Annotated in this window: 18 protein-coding genes; 8 read left to right on the forward strand and 10 right to left on the reverse strand. The window is 48.1% G+C overall.

What is annotated here, in order from left to right; translation table 11 throughout:
• Positions 1-78: 78 nt before the first annotated feature.
• Positions 79-507 carry a ribosome silencing factor gene (gene rsfS, locus AC1S5B_RS15120; RefSeq protein ID WP_482036498.1) on the reverse strand — a complete coding sequence of 143 codons (429 nt, stop codon included), beginning with the start codon at positions 505-507 and terminating at the stop codon, positions 79-81.
• Positions 508-624: 117 nt separating this feature from the next.
• On the reverse strand, positions 625-1356 hold the full coding sequence (gene yqeK, locus AC1S5B_RS15125) for a bis(5'-nucleosyl)-tetraphosphatase (symmetrical) YqeK (RefSeq protein WP_482036499.1): 732 nt from the start codon (positions 1354-1356) through the stop codon (positions 625-627).
• Between the two features lie 161 nt (positions 1357-1517).
• On the opposite strand from yqeK, the gene AC1S5B_RS15130 reads away from it, so the two are divergent.
• Positions 1518-3047 carry a dolichyl-phosphate-mannose--protein mannosyltransferase gene (locus AC1S5B_RS15130; protein ID WP_482036500.1) on the forward strand — a complete coding sequence of 510 codons (1530 nt, stop codon included), beginning with the start codon at positions 1518-1520 and terminating at the stop codon, positions 3045-3047.
• Positions 3048-3178: 131 nt separating this feature from the next.
• Positions 3179-3754: a peptide deformylase gene (gene def, locus AC1S5B_RS15135; protein WP_482036501.1), complete on the forward strand. Its 576-nt coding sequence runs from the start codon at positions 3179-3181 to the stop codon at positions 3752-3754.
• On the opposite strand, the gene AC1S5B_RS15140 is transcribed toward def, so the two are convergent.
• Complete coding sequence (locus tag AC1S5B_RS15140; protein ID WP_171573717.1) at positions 3740-4111, reverse strand: sulfite exporter TauE/SafE family protein; 372 nt, start codon at positions 4109-4111, stop codon at positions 3740-3742. The genes def and AC1S5B_RS15140 overlap by 15 nt on opposite strands.
• Before the next feature lie 210 nt (positions 4112-4321).
• On the opposite strand from AC1S5B_RS15140, the gene ypfJ reads away from it, so the two are divergent.
• The 4 genes from ypfJ to AC1S5B_RS15160 all read left to right on the forward strand — a co-directional run bounded on the left by ypfJ (position 4322) and on the right by AC1S5B_RS15160 (position 6970).
• The gene (gene ypfJ / locus AC1S5B_RS15145; protein ID WP_482036502.1) at positions 4322-5173 is read left to right on the forward strand and encodes a KPN_02809 family neutral zinc metallopeptidase; all 852 of its coding nucleotides are present in this window, start codon (positions 4322-4324) and stop codon (positions 5171-5173) included.
• Between the two features lie 63 nt (positions 5174-5236).
• Positions 5237-5386, forward strand: coding sequence for a hypothetical protein (locus tag AC1S5B_RS15150; protein ID WP_482036503.1), 150 nt, complete (start codon positions 5237-5239; stop codon positions 5384-5386).
• 125 nt (positions 5387-5511) lie between these two features.
• Positions 5512-5934 carry a photosystem I reaction center subunit II gene (psaD, locus tag AC1S5B_RS15155; RefSeq protein ID WP_482036504.1) on the forward strand — a complete coding sequence of 141 codons (423 nt, stop codon included), beginning with the start codon at positions 5512-5514 and terminating at the stop codon, positions 5932-5934.
• A 130-nt stretch (positions 5935-6064) separates the two neighbouring features.
• Positions 6065-6970, forward strand: coding sequence for a hypothetical protein (locus tag AC1S5B_RS15160; RefSeq protein ID WP_482036505.1), 906 nt, complete (start codon positions 6065-6067; stop codon positions 6968-6970).
• On the opposite strand, the gene grpE is transcribed toward AC1S5B_RS15160, so the two are convergent.
• The 6 genes from grpE to AC1S5B_RS15190 all read right to left on the reverse strand — a co-directional run bounded on the left by grpE (position 6954) and on the right by AC1S5B_RS15190 (position 10853).
• Positions 6954-7634 carry a nucleotide exchange factor GrpE gene (gene grpE, locus AC1S5B_RS15165; RefSeq protein WP_482036506.1) on the reverse strand — a complete coding sequence of 227 codons (681 nt, stop codon included), beginning with the start codon at positions 7632-7634 and terminating at the stop codon, positions 6954-6956. The genes AC1S5B_RS15160 and grpE overlap by 17 nt on opposite strands.
• 336 nt (positions 7635-7970) lie before the next feature.
• Positions 7971-8633, reverse strand: a complete 663-nt coding sequence (locus tag AC1S5B_RS15170; protein WP_482034977.1) for an IS630 family transposase — start codon at positions 8631-8633, stop codon at positions 7971-7973.
• Positions 8525-8914 carry a helix-turn-helix domain-containing protein gene (locus AC1S5B_RS15175; RefSeq protein WP_482036507.1) on the reverse strand — a complete coding sequence of 130 codons (390 nt, stop codon included), beginning with the start codon at positions 8912-8914 and terminating at the stop codon, positions 8525-8527. The genes AC1S5B_RS15170 and AC1S5B_RS15175 overlap by 109 nt, the downstream gene beginning before the upstream one ends.
• A gap of 220 nt (positions 8915-9134) precedes the next feature.
• A complete protein-coding gene (locus AC1S5B_RS15180) occupies positions 9135-10022 on the reverse strand; it encodes a M48 family metallopeptidase (protein ID WP_482036508.1) in 888 nt (295 codons plus the stop codon).
• Between the two features lie 129 nt (positions 10023-10151).
• Positions 10152-10559 (reverse strand): type II toxin-antitoxin system VapC family toxin, encoded by a 408-nt coding sequence (locus AC1S5B_RS15185; RefSeq protein ID WP_482036509.1) that lies wholly within the window; start codon positions 10557-10559, stop codon positions 10152-10154.
• Positions 10560-10574: 15 nt separating this feature from the next.
• A complete protein-coding gene (locus AC1S5B_RS15190; RefSeq protein ID WP_482036510.1) occupies positions 10575-10853 on the reverse strand; it encodes a hypothetical protein in 279 nt (92 codons plus the stop codon).
• 308 nt (positions 10854-11161) lie between these two features.
• Here AC1S5B_RS15190 and AC1S5B_RS15195 point away from each other — a divergent pair, with 308 nt between their 5' ends.
• Both AC1S5B_RS15195 and AC1S5B_RS15200 read left to right on the forward strand, forming a co-directional pair.
• On the forward strand, positions 11162-12187 hold the full coding sequence (locus tag AC1S5B_RS15195) for an SDR family oxidoreductase (protein WP_482036511.1): 1026 nt from the start codon (positions 11162-11164) through the stop codon (positions 12185-12187).
• A 116-nt stretch (positions 12188-12303) separates the two neighbouring features.
• Positions 12304-13272, forward strand: coding sequence for a cysteine synthase A (locus tag AC1S5B_RS15200; protein ID WP_482036512.1), 969 nt, complete (start codon positions 12304-12306; stop codon positions 13270-13272).
• Between the two features lie 74 nt (positions 13273-13346).
• Here AC1S5B_RS15200 and ribBA read toward each other — a convergent pair whose 3' ends face one another.
• Positions 13347-15050: a bifunctional 3,4-dihydroxy-2-butanone-4-phosphate synthase/GTP cyclohydrolase II gene (gene ribBA, locus AC1S5B_RS15205; RefSeq protein WP_482036513.1), complete on the reverse strand. Its 1704-nt coding sequence runs from the start codon at positions 15048-15050 to the stop codon at positions 13347-13349.
• Between the last annotated feature and the right edge of the window lie 93 nt (positions 15051-15143).

The raw sequence follows: 15143 nt of genomic DNA on the forward strand, positions 1-15143 counted from the left end.
TTGATTTAAAGCTTGCAACACTTTCTAAATCGTGCTTTTAATCCTCGCTGTAGTTTGTTTTTTCTTTCATACCTCAGGTTAATCAGTCAGCAGTTCTGCGAATTCTACTTTCTCTGCATGTCCCCAAAAAGCTTCTAAATCGTAAAACTCGCGTTCTTGCGGCATCATCACATGCACGATCACATCGCCATAATCCAGCAAGACCCAATTTGCGTCTCCCTGCCCTTCCATGTGTTTAGGCACACGCTGCAAATCTTCTTCCACTGCATCGGAGATGGAATAGGCGATCGCCCGCACTTGTACCTTAGAAAAGCCTGTGACAATCACAAAATAGTCTGCTAGAAGAGAAACTGCGGTTGTTCTCAGCAGGGTAATGTCTGCGCCTTTGCGATTGTCGGCGGCATGAACGGCACTCAGCGCGAGTTGCAAGCTAGAGTCTTCAAGGGGTGCGATCGCTGTATTAGAATCTGCGACGGAGTTGGGGGAGGTGGGAGAAGGATTTTGCATTCAGTGGTTCCTTAATCAATTTTGAGCAGTAGGGTGAGAGATATTAAGTGAGAGACATTGAGCTAAAAAGTCAAACTTTCATCGTTAAACTACATCACATCAGAAAAAGTGAATTGACTAAGCGCTACTCAGTTTAGGCTTATCGCCTTTGGCAGATTGTTGTGCCATTTGTAACGCCCAATTGCGGGTTTGTAAGACGCGGGGATGAACCAATGCCTGTTTTGCAAACAGCGATCGCATCGAGTCTTCACAGGTTTGCAGAACCGCACGATATAAATTTTTGCGGCTGAGCTTGCGGAGTTCATTTAACTCAGTCGTATCACCCCGACCCGGCTCAATGCTATCCGCCAAAAATACAACACAGCTTACTAGGCTCATGCCAGCGCGACCCAGCGTATGGTTGCGAATCGCTGCTAACACCTCAGCATCCACTACCCCAAATTCATCCCTAGCCACGATCGCCCCCACATCGGCATGAAGCAAATGAGGATTGATTTCATCCATCGGATTCAGGTCGATTCCCTCTGCTTTTGCGAGTTCTAACAAGCGCTTAGGCTTAAAATACTTAGCTAAGTCATGCAGCAATCCAGCCTGAGCCGCTCGTTCCCAATCTAAGTCATGCTGCTGGGCTAACTTAATGGCGGTTTCTTCAACCCGAAGAATATGATTGAGTCGCTTTTCTGGCACATTCTCGCTTAACCAATTTAAAACTTGCTGGCGATCTAGTGGCTGTAGGGAAGGGGTGAGGGTATCTAAGGGGTGAGAAGGCAAGTCAGATTCGCAGGTGAGTGGTAGATGCAATGCATCATTCAAAGAACCGTAATCAACCGAATGCGAAGGATGACCCATCAACGCGAAACGCTCCTAACTCTTACCAACATGATTGAAACTACCCTTATGCTGTAAAAAATAGATCTTAGAACTAAAAAGAAGATATTTCTATTCTAACTCAACCCTATCGTTACAGGAGTATGAGACAGTTGAGACAAAAAAGTCGCGATCGCTAAGGTATGACCCAGTTCAAAACGACTGACCAGTCCTTCTCTTGGTTCAGACCCTATCTAATTGGTTTACTACTGCTGTCTTTGGGATTACGGTTTTGGGGGATTAATCGCTTCAATACGTTAGTTTTTGATGAGGTTTATTTCGCCAAATTTGCTTACAACTATCTCAGTTGGACTCCATTTTTTGATGGACATCCGCCCCTAAGCAAATATTTGATTGCGGGCGGTATGTGGATTGGCAGTCGTCTTCCCTTTGGGCAATCGGAGGTGAATGGCTTAGTTGGCGGTTTAGTTGCCCCTTGGACTTATCGCTGGCTGAATGCAGTGACGGGTTCGCTGATTCCGCTGGTCATCGTCGGGCTTGCTTATCAGGTGACTCGCTGCCGTCGCTATGCCGCGATCGCTGGATTTTTGGCGGCACTCGATGGGCTATTTCTGGTGGAATCGCGCTATGCCCTCAATAATGTTTATCTGGTTATTTTTGGGCTGCTGGGGCTGTGGTGTTTGCTATTGAGTGTGGAGCGTGGACACCCCTTAAAGCGGGGCGGCTGGTTGCTAGCGTCAGGGATTTGCTTTGGAGCTTCTGCCTCGGTCAAGTGGAATGGGCTATGGTTTTTGCTGGCAGCCTATGGCTTGTTGCTGGCGGCGCAGGGGATCTGGCGATTGTTTCCGCGATCGCCCACTTTCATCCCCCGCACTGCGTCTACGAAACCTGACCTCCTAGAAAAATTAGCGCGATTGCGTGGGTGGCAAATTGTTAGCTATTTCATCGCTCTGATGGTGATTCCTGGTCTCACCTATATTTTGATTTGGATTCCCCATCTCCAACTCAACGCCAAGCTTGGGTTTTGGACAGATTTATGGAATATCCAAGGTGAAATTTTGAGGTATCACGAGCGGGTGGGCAGTGGACCGAAAGTTCATCCCTACTGCTCTACCTGGTTTAGCTGGCTGGTTATGTGGCGACCCGTGGCTTATTTCTACAAAATTACGGGCAAGGGTGATCCGCTGCCGTCCGAGGTTGTCTTGCCGCCTAGTAATGCCGAAAGGGTGATTTACGATGTTCACGCGATGGGCAATCCTTTTTTATGGTGGTTTTCCACAGCGGCGATCGCAATTGTCTTAGCGATCGTTGGCTGGTTGTTTATTCAGCAAATCACCATCCAAATCAATCAGCGGTTCAACCGTCGGGTAAACCCAGCAAAATGGACCATCCCGATAGCGCTGAGTGTGACCGAGCGATCGCTCTTAGTCTTCCTTGCCATTTGCTATCTAGCAAACCTACTGCCCTGGCTGCGGGTGACGCGCTGCCTGTTTATCTATCACTATATGGGCGCGTCGGTGTTTGCCTCCATGGCGCTGGCATGGCTCGTCGATCGCTGGCTGGGCAGCCGTCAGGCTCATCTGCGTCAACTCAGCATTGCCATCCTGGCGATCGTCACTCTTTCTTTCCTGTTCTGGCTACCTGTTTACCTGGGTTTACCGTTGTCGCCCGATGGTTTTACTTTGCGGATGTGGCTGCGATCGTGGGTCTAAAAGAACATGACGAGTAACAAAGATTGCATGATGGATTGAAAAGATGCGATCGCTTGAGAGGATTGAGCATCGCAAAATCCACCCCAAACAAACCGTGGAAAAATAGAGAATAAAAAGTGGGAAGTTAACGCATGAAAAATATCGAACCGTTAGCAGTGATTGAACTGGGGAATCCAAGATTGCGTCGGGTTGCGGAAGTGATTCCTATGGCGATCGCATCCCAACCTGTATCCCTACCAAGTCCACAGATGCAAACGTTAATTGATCGATTGCTGTTGACAGTGAAGCAATCCAATGGGGTAGGCATCGCCGCACCCCAAGTAAATGAGTCAGTGCGACTATTCATTGTGGCATCTCGCCCCAACCCACGCTACCCCAATGCGCCAGAAATGGAGCCTACGCCCATGATCAATCCTCGCATTGTTGCCTATTCACCAGAAACCAAAAAAGGCTGGGAAGGGTGCCTCAGTGTTCCCGGCATTCGGGGATTGGTGCCTCGTCACACTACCATTCAGGTGGAATATACCGGACGCGATGGCAGTCTCTATCAGCAGACTCTCACGGATTTTGTCGCCCGGATTTTCCAACATGAACTTGATCATTTGGATGGCATTGTTTTCCTCGATCGCGTCGAAACAACCCAAGACCTAATGAGCGAACGAGAATACCAGACCCAAATTATTGGCGACGACTCATCTAAAAAATAGATAGCGTCCACCAATCACAAACAAAAACACGCCATACAGTTTTTTCATCATCTCACTGCTGACATAGGGCTGATTGGCAAACAATGCCCCAAATAAGTTGCCAATCAACAGTCCGATCGCAATATATAACGCGTGCCACGGATTCAAATTGCCATTGCGTTGATAGACGATCGCGGCAAATAATCCAATCGGCAAAATTTGGGCAGCTACAGAAGTGCCCGTCGCGAACTTTTGATCCATGCCCAGCAGCAACACCATCGCCGGCACCATAATTGCGCCGCCCCCAATGCCAAACATGCCGCCTGCAATCCCGGCAACCAAACCAATGATCAAAAGCTGAACAATCACGTTAGACACAGGTTCTCTCCCAAATATTCAGATTTCTGAGCATCATAGCCCTGATCCGCAAAAGTGGTAGTGTCAAGCATAACTGGGCAGATTCACCAAGCAATCGTATCTCAGCAAACAGCAATTTTCTCTAGCGAACTCTTACTTTATGGTGATGAAGTGATTCGCTGAACCCGATATAGTGAGCCGCAACTGTTTGTTTTATGAAAGGACATCACCATGAAGTGGCAAATGGGTCGCCAGAGTGACAACGTGGAAGATCAGCGTGGGCGTGGCGTAGGTAAAGCCGTGGCAGGGGGAGGAATTGGGACGATTCTTCTGGCGATCGTTGTGACGCTGCTAGGTGGCGATCCAAGCATCATTTTGGATCAGGCTGGGAACAATCCACCTGTTTCTAATGCGCCGCAAGGGAGCAACCCTCCAGCACCAACCCAAGAAACTAAGTTTGTCGCGGCGGTGCTTGCCCAGACAGAAGATGTGTGGAATGAGCAGTTTCAGGGATTGGGACGAACCTATCAGGAGCCAAAGCTGGTGCTGTTTTCGGGCGCGGTGCAGTCTGCGTGTGGTGTGGCACAGTCCTCTACGGGTCCGTTCTATTGCCCTAGCGATCGCAAAGTGTATCTCGATACCAGTTTCTTTCGGGATATGAAAACCCAGCTTCAATCACCCGGCGACTTTGCCCAAGCCTATGTGATTGCCCATGAGGTGGGGCATCATGTACAAAATCAGCTTGGCATTCTGCCGAAAGTGAATCAACTTCAGCGGCAAGTCAGCAAAACCGAAGCCAATCAGCTTTCGGTACGGGTTGAGCTTCAGGCAGACTGTTTTTCTGGCGTGTGGGCAAATCAAGCGAATCAAACCAAACAAATTTTGGAACCCGGCGATATTGAAGAAGCCTTAAATGCGGCTAGCCAAATTGGGGACGATCGCTTACAAACCAAGGCAAAGGGGTATGTGGTGCCCGATTCCTTTACTCACGGCAGTTCTGCCCAACGAGTGCGCTGGTTTAATCGTGGCTTTCAGTCGGGTAGCCTCAAACAATGCGATACCTTTAGCGCTTCAAAGATTTGATCCCAGCGTCAGATTCCTTGTAGCCACTGTCAATATTTTACGCAGCAACACTGTCTAAAATGTATGGTGCATCTGGTTACAGCCTTCTCGGAGGACGCGATCGCCTGCCCTGATTATTGCGCGATCGCGTTGCCTGCTATAGGCAACAGGCAGTCCTCGCTGAAAAAAAGAATACTAGCAAGAGATTGTGCATTGCCAGAAAACTACAACTGAGATAAATCTGTCTCATGCAAACGATTGATGGTGATAGCTAAAGAACTGTTACAGTTCCCTCAAAAGACCATAGAAGGGGGCAAGCTCAGTGATAGGATTCCCTAAAACATTGAGAGAAATATCCAATGGCAGACACTCTTACTGGACAACCCCCCATTTTTGGTGGTAGCACTGGTGGACTACTGACGAAAGCCCTTGTTGAAGAAAAATACGCAATCACCTGGACCAGCCCAACCGAGCAGGTTTTTGAAATGCCGACTGGCGGGGCAGCGGTTATGAGAGAAGGAGAAAACCTTTTGTATCTGGCGCGCAAAGAGCAATGTCTTGCACTGGGTGGTCAGCAATTGCGGAAAATGAAAATCATGGATTACAAAATCTATCGCATTTTCCCCAACGGAGAAGTGCAATATCTTCACCCTGCCGATGGCGTTTTCCCTGAAAAAGTCAATCCTGGTCGTGCAATGGTCAACAACGTTAGTCGCAATATTGGCAGCAACCCTGACCCAGTCAAGCTGAAATTTAGCGGTGTTGCTCCTTATAACGCATAGTTTTGAACTACTTAGTGAAACTCTAGCCTCTAGGCAATTCTGTCTAGGGGTTTTTTTACTAAGGTAGTAGAACCAGATAGGACTTGATAAGTTCATCCTTTCATTCCCTACCCCTTTTTCCCTCTCGCCTATGTCGCCTCTTCGGATTTTGCTGCAAACGACTATTCCCACAACAGCAGATGACTGGAGCATTAGCCGATTCTCCTTGCTGCATGGTTATTTGTCATCCCTGCGAGATCCGGCAGGAAATCCTTTATGTGAAATCACCTCCCGCGATCGCGAAGCGGATGAGAACGGCAATGATCCGGTGCTGAGTACGCTGGATACATCAGACTTTGATGAACTGTGGCTGTTTGCCGTGGATATGGGCGATGGCATTAGTGAAAAAGACTGTAAAGGGATTTCAGATTTTCGACGGCGGGGCGGCGGCATGATGGTGACCCGTGACCACATGGATTTAGGCTGCTCGGTTTGTTCCCTAGCGGGTGTGGGCGACGCGCACTATTTCCATACCAAAAATCCCGACCCTGATCCATCGCGCCACTGCATTGATGATCCTTACACAACGTACATTTCCTACCCCAACTATCATTCAGGGAGAAATGGAGACTGCCAGCGGATCACCATTACGGAACCGATTCACGATCTGCTTAAAAATCCTGCTGCGAACACGGGCATCATTCAGTTTTTCCCAGCCCATCCCCATGAGGGTGCTGTGGGTGTGCCTGCCAACAATCCCCATGCACGGGCGATCGCCACAGGAACTAGCTTGGTGACTGGTCGCTCATTCAACCTGGCGATCGCCTTTGAGCGTGAACGAGATGCCCAAGGCAACCTACTGGGACGCGCCGTTGCCGAGTCCACCTTTCACCACTTTTGCGATTACAACTGGGATGCCCGTTTAGACTGTCCTAGCTTTGTCGATGAGCCACCCGGAGACACCATGCAAACCGAACCCCAAGCGCTTCCCGATTTGAAGGCTTACCTGCGAAATTTAGCGCTATGGTTGGCACCGGATACTACCCAGCGAGGCTGACTTTTGCCCGATAAAGCAATCTGTCTCCCTGGCGATAGCCCACATACCTGACTCGGACGCGATCGCCTCCCTTCGCCGTTCCTTCCATCAGTTGGTGCTGCTGCGGATCATAGGGAATTTCATCGCCAACCTGCGCGATCGCCTCAATGCCCCACTGCTGCAACAACGCATCAATTGGGCGCAGCAAGGGCAACAGCTTCACCGCTGGCACCTGGGGATTTTGCTGAGCCGCATACGCTGCCGTGGGCAACTGCAACAGCAGTGACTCCAACACCTGCAAGCTCGACTGCTGAAATTCTTGCAAAAGGACTGCTTTTTGCTGGTCTAGCTGACGTTGCAAGCGATCGTACTCCTGCTGCAAATCAGTAACGTCGCGAAGGGCGGACGGTTCAGAGCTAAGAGTCATGTCTGAAAAAGTAGAGATTAATTCTAAAAGCGAAACCTGCAACGCCTCAGCCAGTTTTTGTACGGTAACAACCTGCATTTGATCAACGCGCCCTTGCCTCAGCTTGCGAATTTGCTCTTCTGACACACCCGCCGTATGACTCAATCCTTTGAAGCTAACCAATCCCGCTTGGTGCATCAATTGCTTTAGCTGAAGCGTGTAGTCCACAGAATCACTTTGGGCAGAGTTAATCGCGATCGCATTCATGATCACTTGCATTGGGGTTGTTAAGCTGAATCGCTGTTTTTAGCAGAAGGCATCAATTCAATCAAAGAAGGAGCTTTTTTACTTCTACGTGCTAGCTATCATATCGTGAAGAATCTGACTCTTCTCAGTCCAAGCTGCTACCAGATAGCGAACACCAAACATGAAGCCTGAGAAAACGCCGCAAAAATATTTAGTAAAAATATCTTGGTTTTAATCTTTTATTAGTCACTTACAATTTGCTTATACGATTCTGATTCATAGAAATTTGTTATTTCATGTATTCTATTTACAATATATGGGTGGGTCTCGAAAATCTCTGTAAGTTTCGATATACAGCGGTTTGCAGACTCATGAGGGACAGTAGCAGCAGTGGGCAAACCAGTTTCGCAAATGCTTCGGATTCATTAAATCCATCGCCGTTGCAATCAGCGTATCGACCCGTTTCGAGGTCGTCGGCGAGAACTGCCTTAAGAAGGCTTTTAACTGCGACCACCAGTGTTCTATGGGGTTAAATTCCGGGGAGTAAGGAGACAGGTACAGCACCCTTGCGCCAACCGCTTCAATTAGAGGTGCTATCGCGTCTACTTTGTGGGTCGGCAGATTGTCCATGACCACAACAGCCCCTTGCCAGAGTTGGGGCACAAGACACTGGGAGACATAGACTTCAAAGGCAGCCGCGTCCATCGAAGCATCCATTGTCATTACAGCCAGGACTTTTGAGACCGAGATCGCACCAATGACACTCACCTTACTACCGCGATAAAAGGGTTTGAAGTCGTAAGCTCGTGCTCCAGACCTTGCACGGGCATGCGTTCGCATCAGTCCCAGCAAAACTCCCATCTCATCAAGAAACACTAAGTCCTTGAGGTCTACCCCCTTGACTTGGGTCCAATACTCCGCTCTTAAGCGTTGTACGCGTTCGCTCGTCGCTTGGTGGGCGCGGAGTGTTTTTTTTGGCGTGGTAAATCTAGTCGCTGGAATGTCCGACACATGGTGCTTTGGCTTACCCATAGTCCAGTCGCATCAAACAATAACTCACAGTATTCTGCCAAGGTCGCATCGGTCTGTTGCTCGAAGATCGCCATCAACTGATCTTGATGCTCCATCACCGCACTCACCGACCCACCCTGCTTGCGTGGCACCACATGACCTTGTGTCCGCTTCTGAGTGACCCACCGCTCGACACAGTTTTTGCTGACACAGAAGCGCTGCGCTACTTTTCTGAAAGAGCTATCTCCTTGTTCAATCGCACTGACAACTCGTTCTCGCAAGTCGATGGAATACGGCTTCATTCGTTACCTTCTTTTGCACCACTTTAGTGTCCCCTATCTGAACGCAAACCGCTGTATCATTTGCATCAATTTCTCTCTTTTGAGACAGAAATGTTTCAATATCAATCTTCTCAAATAGTTCTTTTCCAACAGCAAGTTTTGTTAGCGCAGAAATCGCAGCTTTAAGATTATGATTAGCAATCAAGCCTCCACGATCGCAAGTATATTCACACTTTCTAGACTAAAGTAAGAAAATAAAACCTAGAACATCCGAAAGGATTGGTATTTTGGCTATGTTTTCAGCAGTATTAGTTAAGACTATGTAATTAGTGTGATCACACTTAATATGAGAAAATTCATGCCCAAGGATAAAAGCTAGTTCATCTTTATTCATAGCCTCAACTAATGCTGAATGAATCACAACAGTTTTTTTGTCATCTAGAAATCCGATAGCAAAAGCATTGAGAGTTGGACTTTCTTTGACAAAAACATTTGGTGTTCTCATGCACAATCTTTGAGCAGATAGCTGTGCTATTTCATGAATCTCAGGTAGCTGTTTTTCTGATACTTTGATTCCGACACCAAAACACTGAAGTTGCTGCACTTTAACTGCAATTACTGTTATAACCAGCATAAAAGCAGCAAAACCGAAACTAATTCTAAGTAAAATGAATAGGGAAACTGCTAGTACTCCAAGACTTGCATAGAGTATTTCTTTCTCTCCTATAACTCGATAGTTATCAGCTTGGAGATTTTTTATTAGATCATTTGGGGTGGTGTTAGAAGGACTGGCAGACAAAACCTTCAAGCCAGTGTGAGATTTCGCCAACAAATCAAATTTTTCGTGCCATGCTGGAATTTCTTCGCCCGTCTTTTTTCCATAAATCTCTGCTTCTTCTATATGTTCAGATCCCAGCTTGATAAGACCCTTATAAATTGACGAAACTAGAGATTGCTGGTCAGGGATTTGAGGTGCTTCCAACATGATTTGTAAGCATCCGCTTTTGAGAGTTATTTTTGTTATTTTTGCATCAATACCTTTAGCTTGAAGAGCGTGATTCATTAACTTAGCAATAGCTCTGCAATTTCCACTTCTGGCAAGTTCTAAAAGATCTGGATGACTAGTCATTGCAGTTTCGCTTCTTGAGTAGAAAAATATAACTGCCTTTAGCATTCCCGAAACTAAGAAAGCAGTAACGCTTTGAACAAGCTGTCTCCAGAACCAATTCAAATAAAGCACTACAAAACCTTGCGGTTGTTAAGATGCGTTGGACTGCAACAGGCGCACAAACTTCTCTTGCTCAAAATGTCGATCAGTTGTTAATGCCTCTGTTATGCCGTGCTGACGCATTAAAACAAAGCTGACTGCATCACACAAGGAATAGGTCTTATCTTGCCTATCCAGCAAAAGCTGCATTGCTTCTTGGTGCAATGGTTTGCTCACCCAAACAGTTTCAATATCTGGAGAATCAAGCAAATCCATCACAAATGTCAATACCGCAGGACGAGGTAATCGACGCACCAAGGCTAAAGCAACTAACTCAGCCAAAATGTAGCTGTGAGTCAACAGCCTTTCATTTGCACCATCAAGCAATTGCACAGCCTCTTGATGTTGGGGTTCATTCTGATGGAGATAGCAGAGTAATCCTGACGTATCTAAAAGCACGAACTAACCTTGCTCTCAGTAATTGTCTGCATAAGCTTTTGCAAGATCAGCATCAATACTTTCATTGTCTATGCCTGTGGGATAACCGAGACTAATTGCTCCAGCGTGGCTCCTAAACCTCTGCCGCGCTTGTTCTAAATGCTCTGCTGAATGTAAGACCTCATTGACAGGAACATCCTGTTTATTTAACGCTGTGACGATCCACTCTGTGATGGATACACCAACGGCGTTTGCTTTTTGCTGTAGGTCTGCATAACTTTCATCGCTTATTTCTAAGATTAGCTTCTGACTCATAGCGATTAAGCACTTCAATGAACATGGACGTAATTATAACTTTTGCTTTGAAGATACCAGCGTTATGCTGCCGTTGTTTCCGCAATTTTTGCAAGCGATCGCACCGCTTCATTCATCGAAACCATTCATTCATCTGCTGAATTGATGTCCCACTCTGACGCGATCGCTCATAACTGCAATCGTTGAAGTTAAGCCTACTCTTGCGACAGATGTTGAGCGAAATGATAGTCGTTACGATTCTTAATAGGGAGCGGTAAAAGCTCGATTGATTGTTCTGTAATTTTGCATTATTTTGGAGAGTTACCTAAATGCAGTTAAAGCCAATTTCTCAACAAGTGGTCGCAGTCGTTGGGGCTTCCAGTGGTATTGGACGTGAAGCAGCGCTCCAGTTTGCCAAACGAGGGGCAAGCGTTGTAGTTTCTGCCCGCAGTCAGCCCGGATTGGAGTCCTTAGTAGATGAGATTCAGCAAGCAGGGGGAGAGGCAACCGCTGTCGTTGCCGATGTTTCTGAGTTTGAGCAAGTGAAAGCGATCGCCGACAAAGCTGTTGCCACCTATGGTCGCTTAGATACTTGGGTTCATGCATCGGCAACAGCCGTTTTTGCAACAGTTGAGCAAACTACACCAGAGGAATTTAAGCGAGTCGTAGACGTGACCTTGATGGGGCAAATTTATGGCGCAATGGCAGCACTTCCTTACTTGCGGCTGGCAGGACAAGGGGCTTTTATTTCTATTTCTTCAATGGAAGGTCGGCGATCGCTGCCGTTTCAAAGTGCCTACTCAACCTCTAAACATGGAGTAGAGGGATTTTTGGAATCATTGCGCGTTGAACTGCACCATGAGGACATTCCAATTAGCATCACCAGCATTAAGCCGTCGGTGATTAACACTCCGTTTTATAATCATGGGCGCACCAAGCTCGGTGTGAAACCCACTGGAATTCCACCCTACTATCAACCGAGTTTAGTTGCAGATGCGATTCTTTATACGGCTGAACATCCCGTTCGAGATTTTATTGTGGGCGATGTGGGCAAAGTTCTAGATGTGGCACAGCGACTTTCGCCAGGGCTGGTGGATTCCATTTTGTCGGCGATTGGTTTTCCATTGCAGAAGACGAGTGAAGCCAAATCTGAGACTGATTCCAATAATCTTTACGAACCCGCCTCAGAAGATAACCGGATTGAAGGCGATTTTGGGCAATGGGTCATCCCCAGCGTGACGGATTGGATTGACAAAAATCCGGTGTTGAAATGGGGGGCGATGGCGGGAGCAGTAGTTGGCGTAAGCGCTTTGGCGATCGCAGCCCAGGTTTTGAATCACGATAGAGGAGCGTAAATTAGCCTAACTACAAATATTGATGATTTTTGCTGGCTCAAATTGTAGATTGGGGGCAGATAGGCGATCGCAATGCGCCAAAATCGTAGAAAGGAAACACGGCAGGATCTCTCAGCATGGATATCAAAAGCGGATTTGTTGGCTCCATCGGCAATACTCCCCTAATTCGGCTCAACAGCTTTAGTGATCAAACGGGCTGCGAAATTTTGGGCAAAGCGGAATTTTTGAATCCCGGCGGATCGGTCAAAGATCGAGCTGCGTTGTATATCATCCAGGATGCCGAAGAACGAGGATTGCTGAAACCCGGCGGCACTGTGGTGGAAGGCACCGCAGGCAATACAGGTATTGGCTTGGCGCACATCTGCAACGCCAAAGGCTATAAGTGTCTGATCATCATTCCTGAAACTCAATCTCAGGAAAAAATCGACCTGCTGAGAACGCTAGGGGCTGAAGTTCGCACGGTGCCTGCCGTGCCCTATAAAGATCCCAACAACTACGTCCGGCTTTCTGGCACGATCGCCAGCGAACTGGAGAACGCAATTTGGGCAAACCAGTTTGATAACCTGGCAAACCGCCGCGCCCACTATGAAACCACGGCTCCAGAGATTTGGGCACAAACCGATGGCAAAGTGGATGCTTGGGTGACGGCAACGGGTACGGGTGGCACCTATGCTGGAGTTGCCCAATTCTTCAAAGAAAAAAATCCGGCGATTCAATGCGTTGTAGCCGACCCCATGGGTAGCGGACTCTACAGCTATGTCAAAACCGGAGAACCGCACCCAGAAGGAAGTTCGATTACGGAAGGGATTGGCAATAGCCGGGTCACTGCCAATATGGAAGGTGCGCCTGCGGATGATGCGATTCAAGTGGGCGATCGCGAAGCCATTCAAGCCATCTACCAACTCCTCGAAAAAGATGGTCTATTCATGGGCGGCTCCGTCGGCATCAATGTTGCGGCGGCTGTATCACTTGCAAAAAAACTGGGTGCCGGACATACCATCGTCACGATCCTCTGTGATGGCGGCAGTCGCTATCAATCTAAGCTGTTTAACCGGGAATGGCTGAAAGAGAAGGGGTTGATTTAGGGAAGGGCGAGCGAGAGGCGAGGGGGAATGACGAATGACGAAAATGCAGTATGCCTCCCCCCTCCACCCCTCCTCTACTCCTTCACCGGATCATGCTGAAAGCTGTAGATGATTTGGGTTTGTAGATGTTGACATACGGCGGAAGGAGAAAAACTGAGGGGATAGGTGTGGCGATCGAGTTGAATTTGCAGACCAGTCAGCGGATCGCCCCCATGGGCAATCAAAAATTCAAGCTGTTTAAGGGTGGGTTGGGCGGCTAAGGAATCTAAGATTTTAGCGATCGCCTCTACATAGGGATGATCGGGCTGTTGATACCAATCGGGGGTGCCCAGCAGCGGTTGTTCAAAGCCAAGATGGACAATCCGGGCAGTATCGCCAAAGAGAGCTATCGCCATGGGGCGCACTTCTTCTTGCAGTTGAAAATCGTAAGGCTTGACAAGCTGCCGAAGGTTTTCTAACCGTTCGTACCAATCGGTGATGGATTGAGCGCCATCTTGCCATTGCAGGGCGATCGTCACGAGATAGGTCTGCAACATCCAATGCCCTAGCTTTTCTGCCTTGGTTGCCAGATAAGCCGAGTTATAGGTAGTCGCTTCGACGAGCAATGGAACGCGATCGACCACTTCTAAACCGTAGCCCTTCAGTCCCGCAATTTTGCGCGGATTGTTGGTAATTAAGCGCATTTGACCCACGCCCAAATCAGCCAGCATTTGGGCACCCATGCCGTAGTTTCGCAAATCGGCGGGAAAACCTAAATGCTCGTTGGCTTCCACCGTATCCAGACCCATATCTTGCAACGAGTAAGCCTTAAGCTTGTTAACCAAACCGATGCCGCGCCCTTCTTGCCGTAGATAAACCACGACCCCTTGTCCAGCACTCTCAATCATTTTTAAGGCGGCTTGAAGCTGCATCCGGCAATCGCAGCGCAGGGAACCAAGAGCATCGCCTGTTAAACATTCAGAGTGCATTCTTACCAACACGGGCTGATGGGCAAAGTTAGCAGGATCACCTTTAACGATCGCCACATGTTCTGAGTTATCTAGCGTATGGCGGTAGGCATAGACCTTAAACTGCCCAAACTCAGACGGTAGATCGGCGATCGCCTCTCGCGAAATCAGCCGCTCATGAGCAAGCCGATAGCTAATTAGGTCGGCAATGCTGATGATTTTAAGATTGTGCAGTTTGCCATACTCAACCAACTCTGGTAGCCGCGCCATGGAACCATCGGGATTTTGAATTTCACAAATTACCCCCGCTGGATATAACCCTGCCATCTCTGCCAAATCCACTGCTGCTTCGGTATGCCCTGCCCGCTTCAGCACTCCCCCTTCTCTAGCTCGGAGGGGAAACACATGACCTGGACGGCGCAAATCATTGGGGCGGGTGCCGGGATTAATCGCAATTTGAATCGTTCGGGCGCGATCTTCGGCAGAAATGCCCGTAGTTACTCCCACATTTGGTGCAGCATCAATGCTGACGGTGAAGGCAGTCTGGTTACTATCAGTATTTTTGGACACCATCAGCGGCAGGTCTAGTTCATCGAGCCGCTCGGCGGTCATGGAGAGGCAAATTAGCCCCCGCGCATACACCGCCATGAAGTTGATTAAATCAGGTGTGGCAAACTGCGCGGCACAAATGACATCGCCCTCGTTTTCGCGATTTTCGTCATCCACGACCACGATCGCGCGACCGGCTTTCAAATCTGCCAAAGCTGCCTCAATCGCATCAAATTGAAAGGAAGATAAAGCAATCTGTGAGGAATCTGCGGAGAAGTTCAAAGCGCCACCGTAACGTTTTTTGAAGAGTCTTTCTAATTAAATTCTAGTCTGTTTGCGGTAAGGGCGGGTTACTTGAACTTTAGCCAAACCATT

The sequence above is a fragment of the Leptolyngbya sp. CALU 1928 genome, from assembly GCF_056784215.1.

What these genes read in the sequence shown, in the direction of transcription:
- AC1S5B_RS15160 (WP_482036505.1), top strand. Translation starts at nt 6,065, where the DNA reads ATGTCGCCTCTTCGGATTTTGCTGCAAACGACTATTCCCACAACAGCA.
- psaD (WP_482036504.1), top strand. Translation starts at nt 5,512, where the DNA reads ATGGCAGACACTCTTACTGGACAACCCCCCATTTTTGGTGGTAGCACT.
- yqeK (WP_482036499.1), bottom strand. Translation starts at nt 1,356, where the DNA reads ATGGGTCATCCTTCGCATTCGGTTGATTACGGTTCTTTGAATGATGCA.
- def (WP_482036501.1), top strand. Translation starts at nt 3,179, where the DNA reads ATGAAAAATATCGAACCGTTAGCAGTGATTGAACTGGGGAATCCAAGA.
- grpE (WP_482036506.1), bottom strand. Translation starts at nt 7,634, where the DNA reads ATGCAAGTGATCATGAATGCGATCGCGATTAACTCTGCCCAAAGTGAT.
- AC1S5B_RS15195 (WP_482036511.1), top strand. Translation starts at nt 11,162, where the DNA reads ATGCAGTTAAAGCCAATTTCTCAACAAGTGGTCGCAGTCGTTGGGGCT.
- AC1S5B_RS15200 (WP_482036512.1), top strand. Translation starts at nt 12,304, where the DNA reads ATGGATATCAAAAGCGGATTTGTTGGCTCCATCGGCAATACTCCCCTA.
- AC1S5B_RS15180 (WP_482036508.1), bottom strand. Translation starts at nt 10,022, where the DNA reads ATGACTAGTCATCCAGATCTTTTAGAACTTGCCAGAAGTGGAAATTGC.
- AC1S5B_RS15150 (WP_482036503.1), top strand. Translation starts at nt 5,237, where the DNA reads ATGGTGCATCTGGTTACAGCCTTCTCGGAGGACGCGATCGCCTGCCCT.
- rsfS (WP_482036498.1), bottom strand. Translation starts at nt 507, where the DNA reads ATGCAAAATCCTTCTCCCACCTCCCCCAACTCCGTCGCAGATTCTAAT.
- AC1S5B_RS15190 (WP_482036510.1), bottom strand. Translation starts at nt 10,853, where the DNA reads ATGAGTCAGAAGCTAATCTTAGAAATAAGCGATGAAAGTTATGCAGAC.
- ypfJ (WP_482036502.1), top strand. Translation starts at nt 4,322, where the DNA reads ATGAAGTGGCAAATGGGTCGCCAGAGTGACAACGTGGAAGATCAGCGT.
- AC1S5B_RS15175 (WP_482036507.1), bottom strand. Translation starts at nt 8,914, where the DNA reads ATGAAGCCGTATTCCATCGACTTGCGAGAACGAGTTGTCAGTGCGATT.
- AC1S5B_RS15170 (WP_482034977.1), bottom strand. Translation starts at nt 8,633, where the DNA reads ATGGGTAAGCCAAAGCACCATGTGTCGGACATTCCAGCGACTAGATTT.
- AC1S5B_RS15130 (WP_482036500.1), top strand. Translation starts at nt 1,518, where the DNA reads ATGACCCAGTTCAAAACGACTGACCAGTCCTTCTCTTGGTTCAGACCC.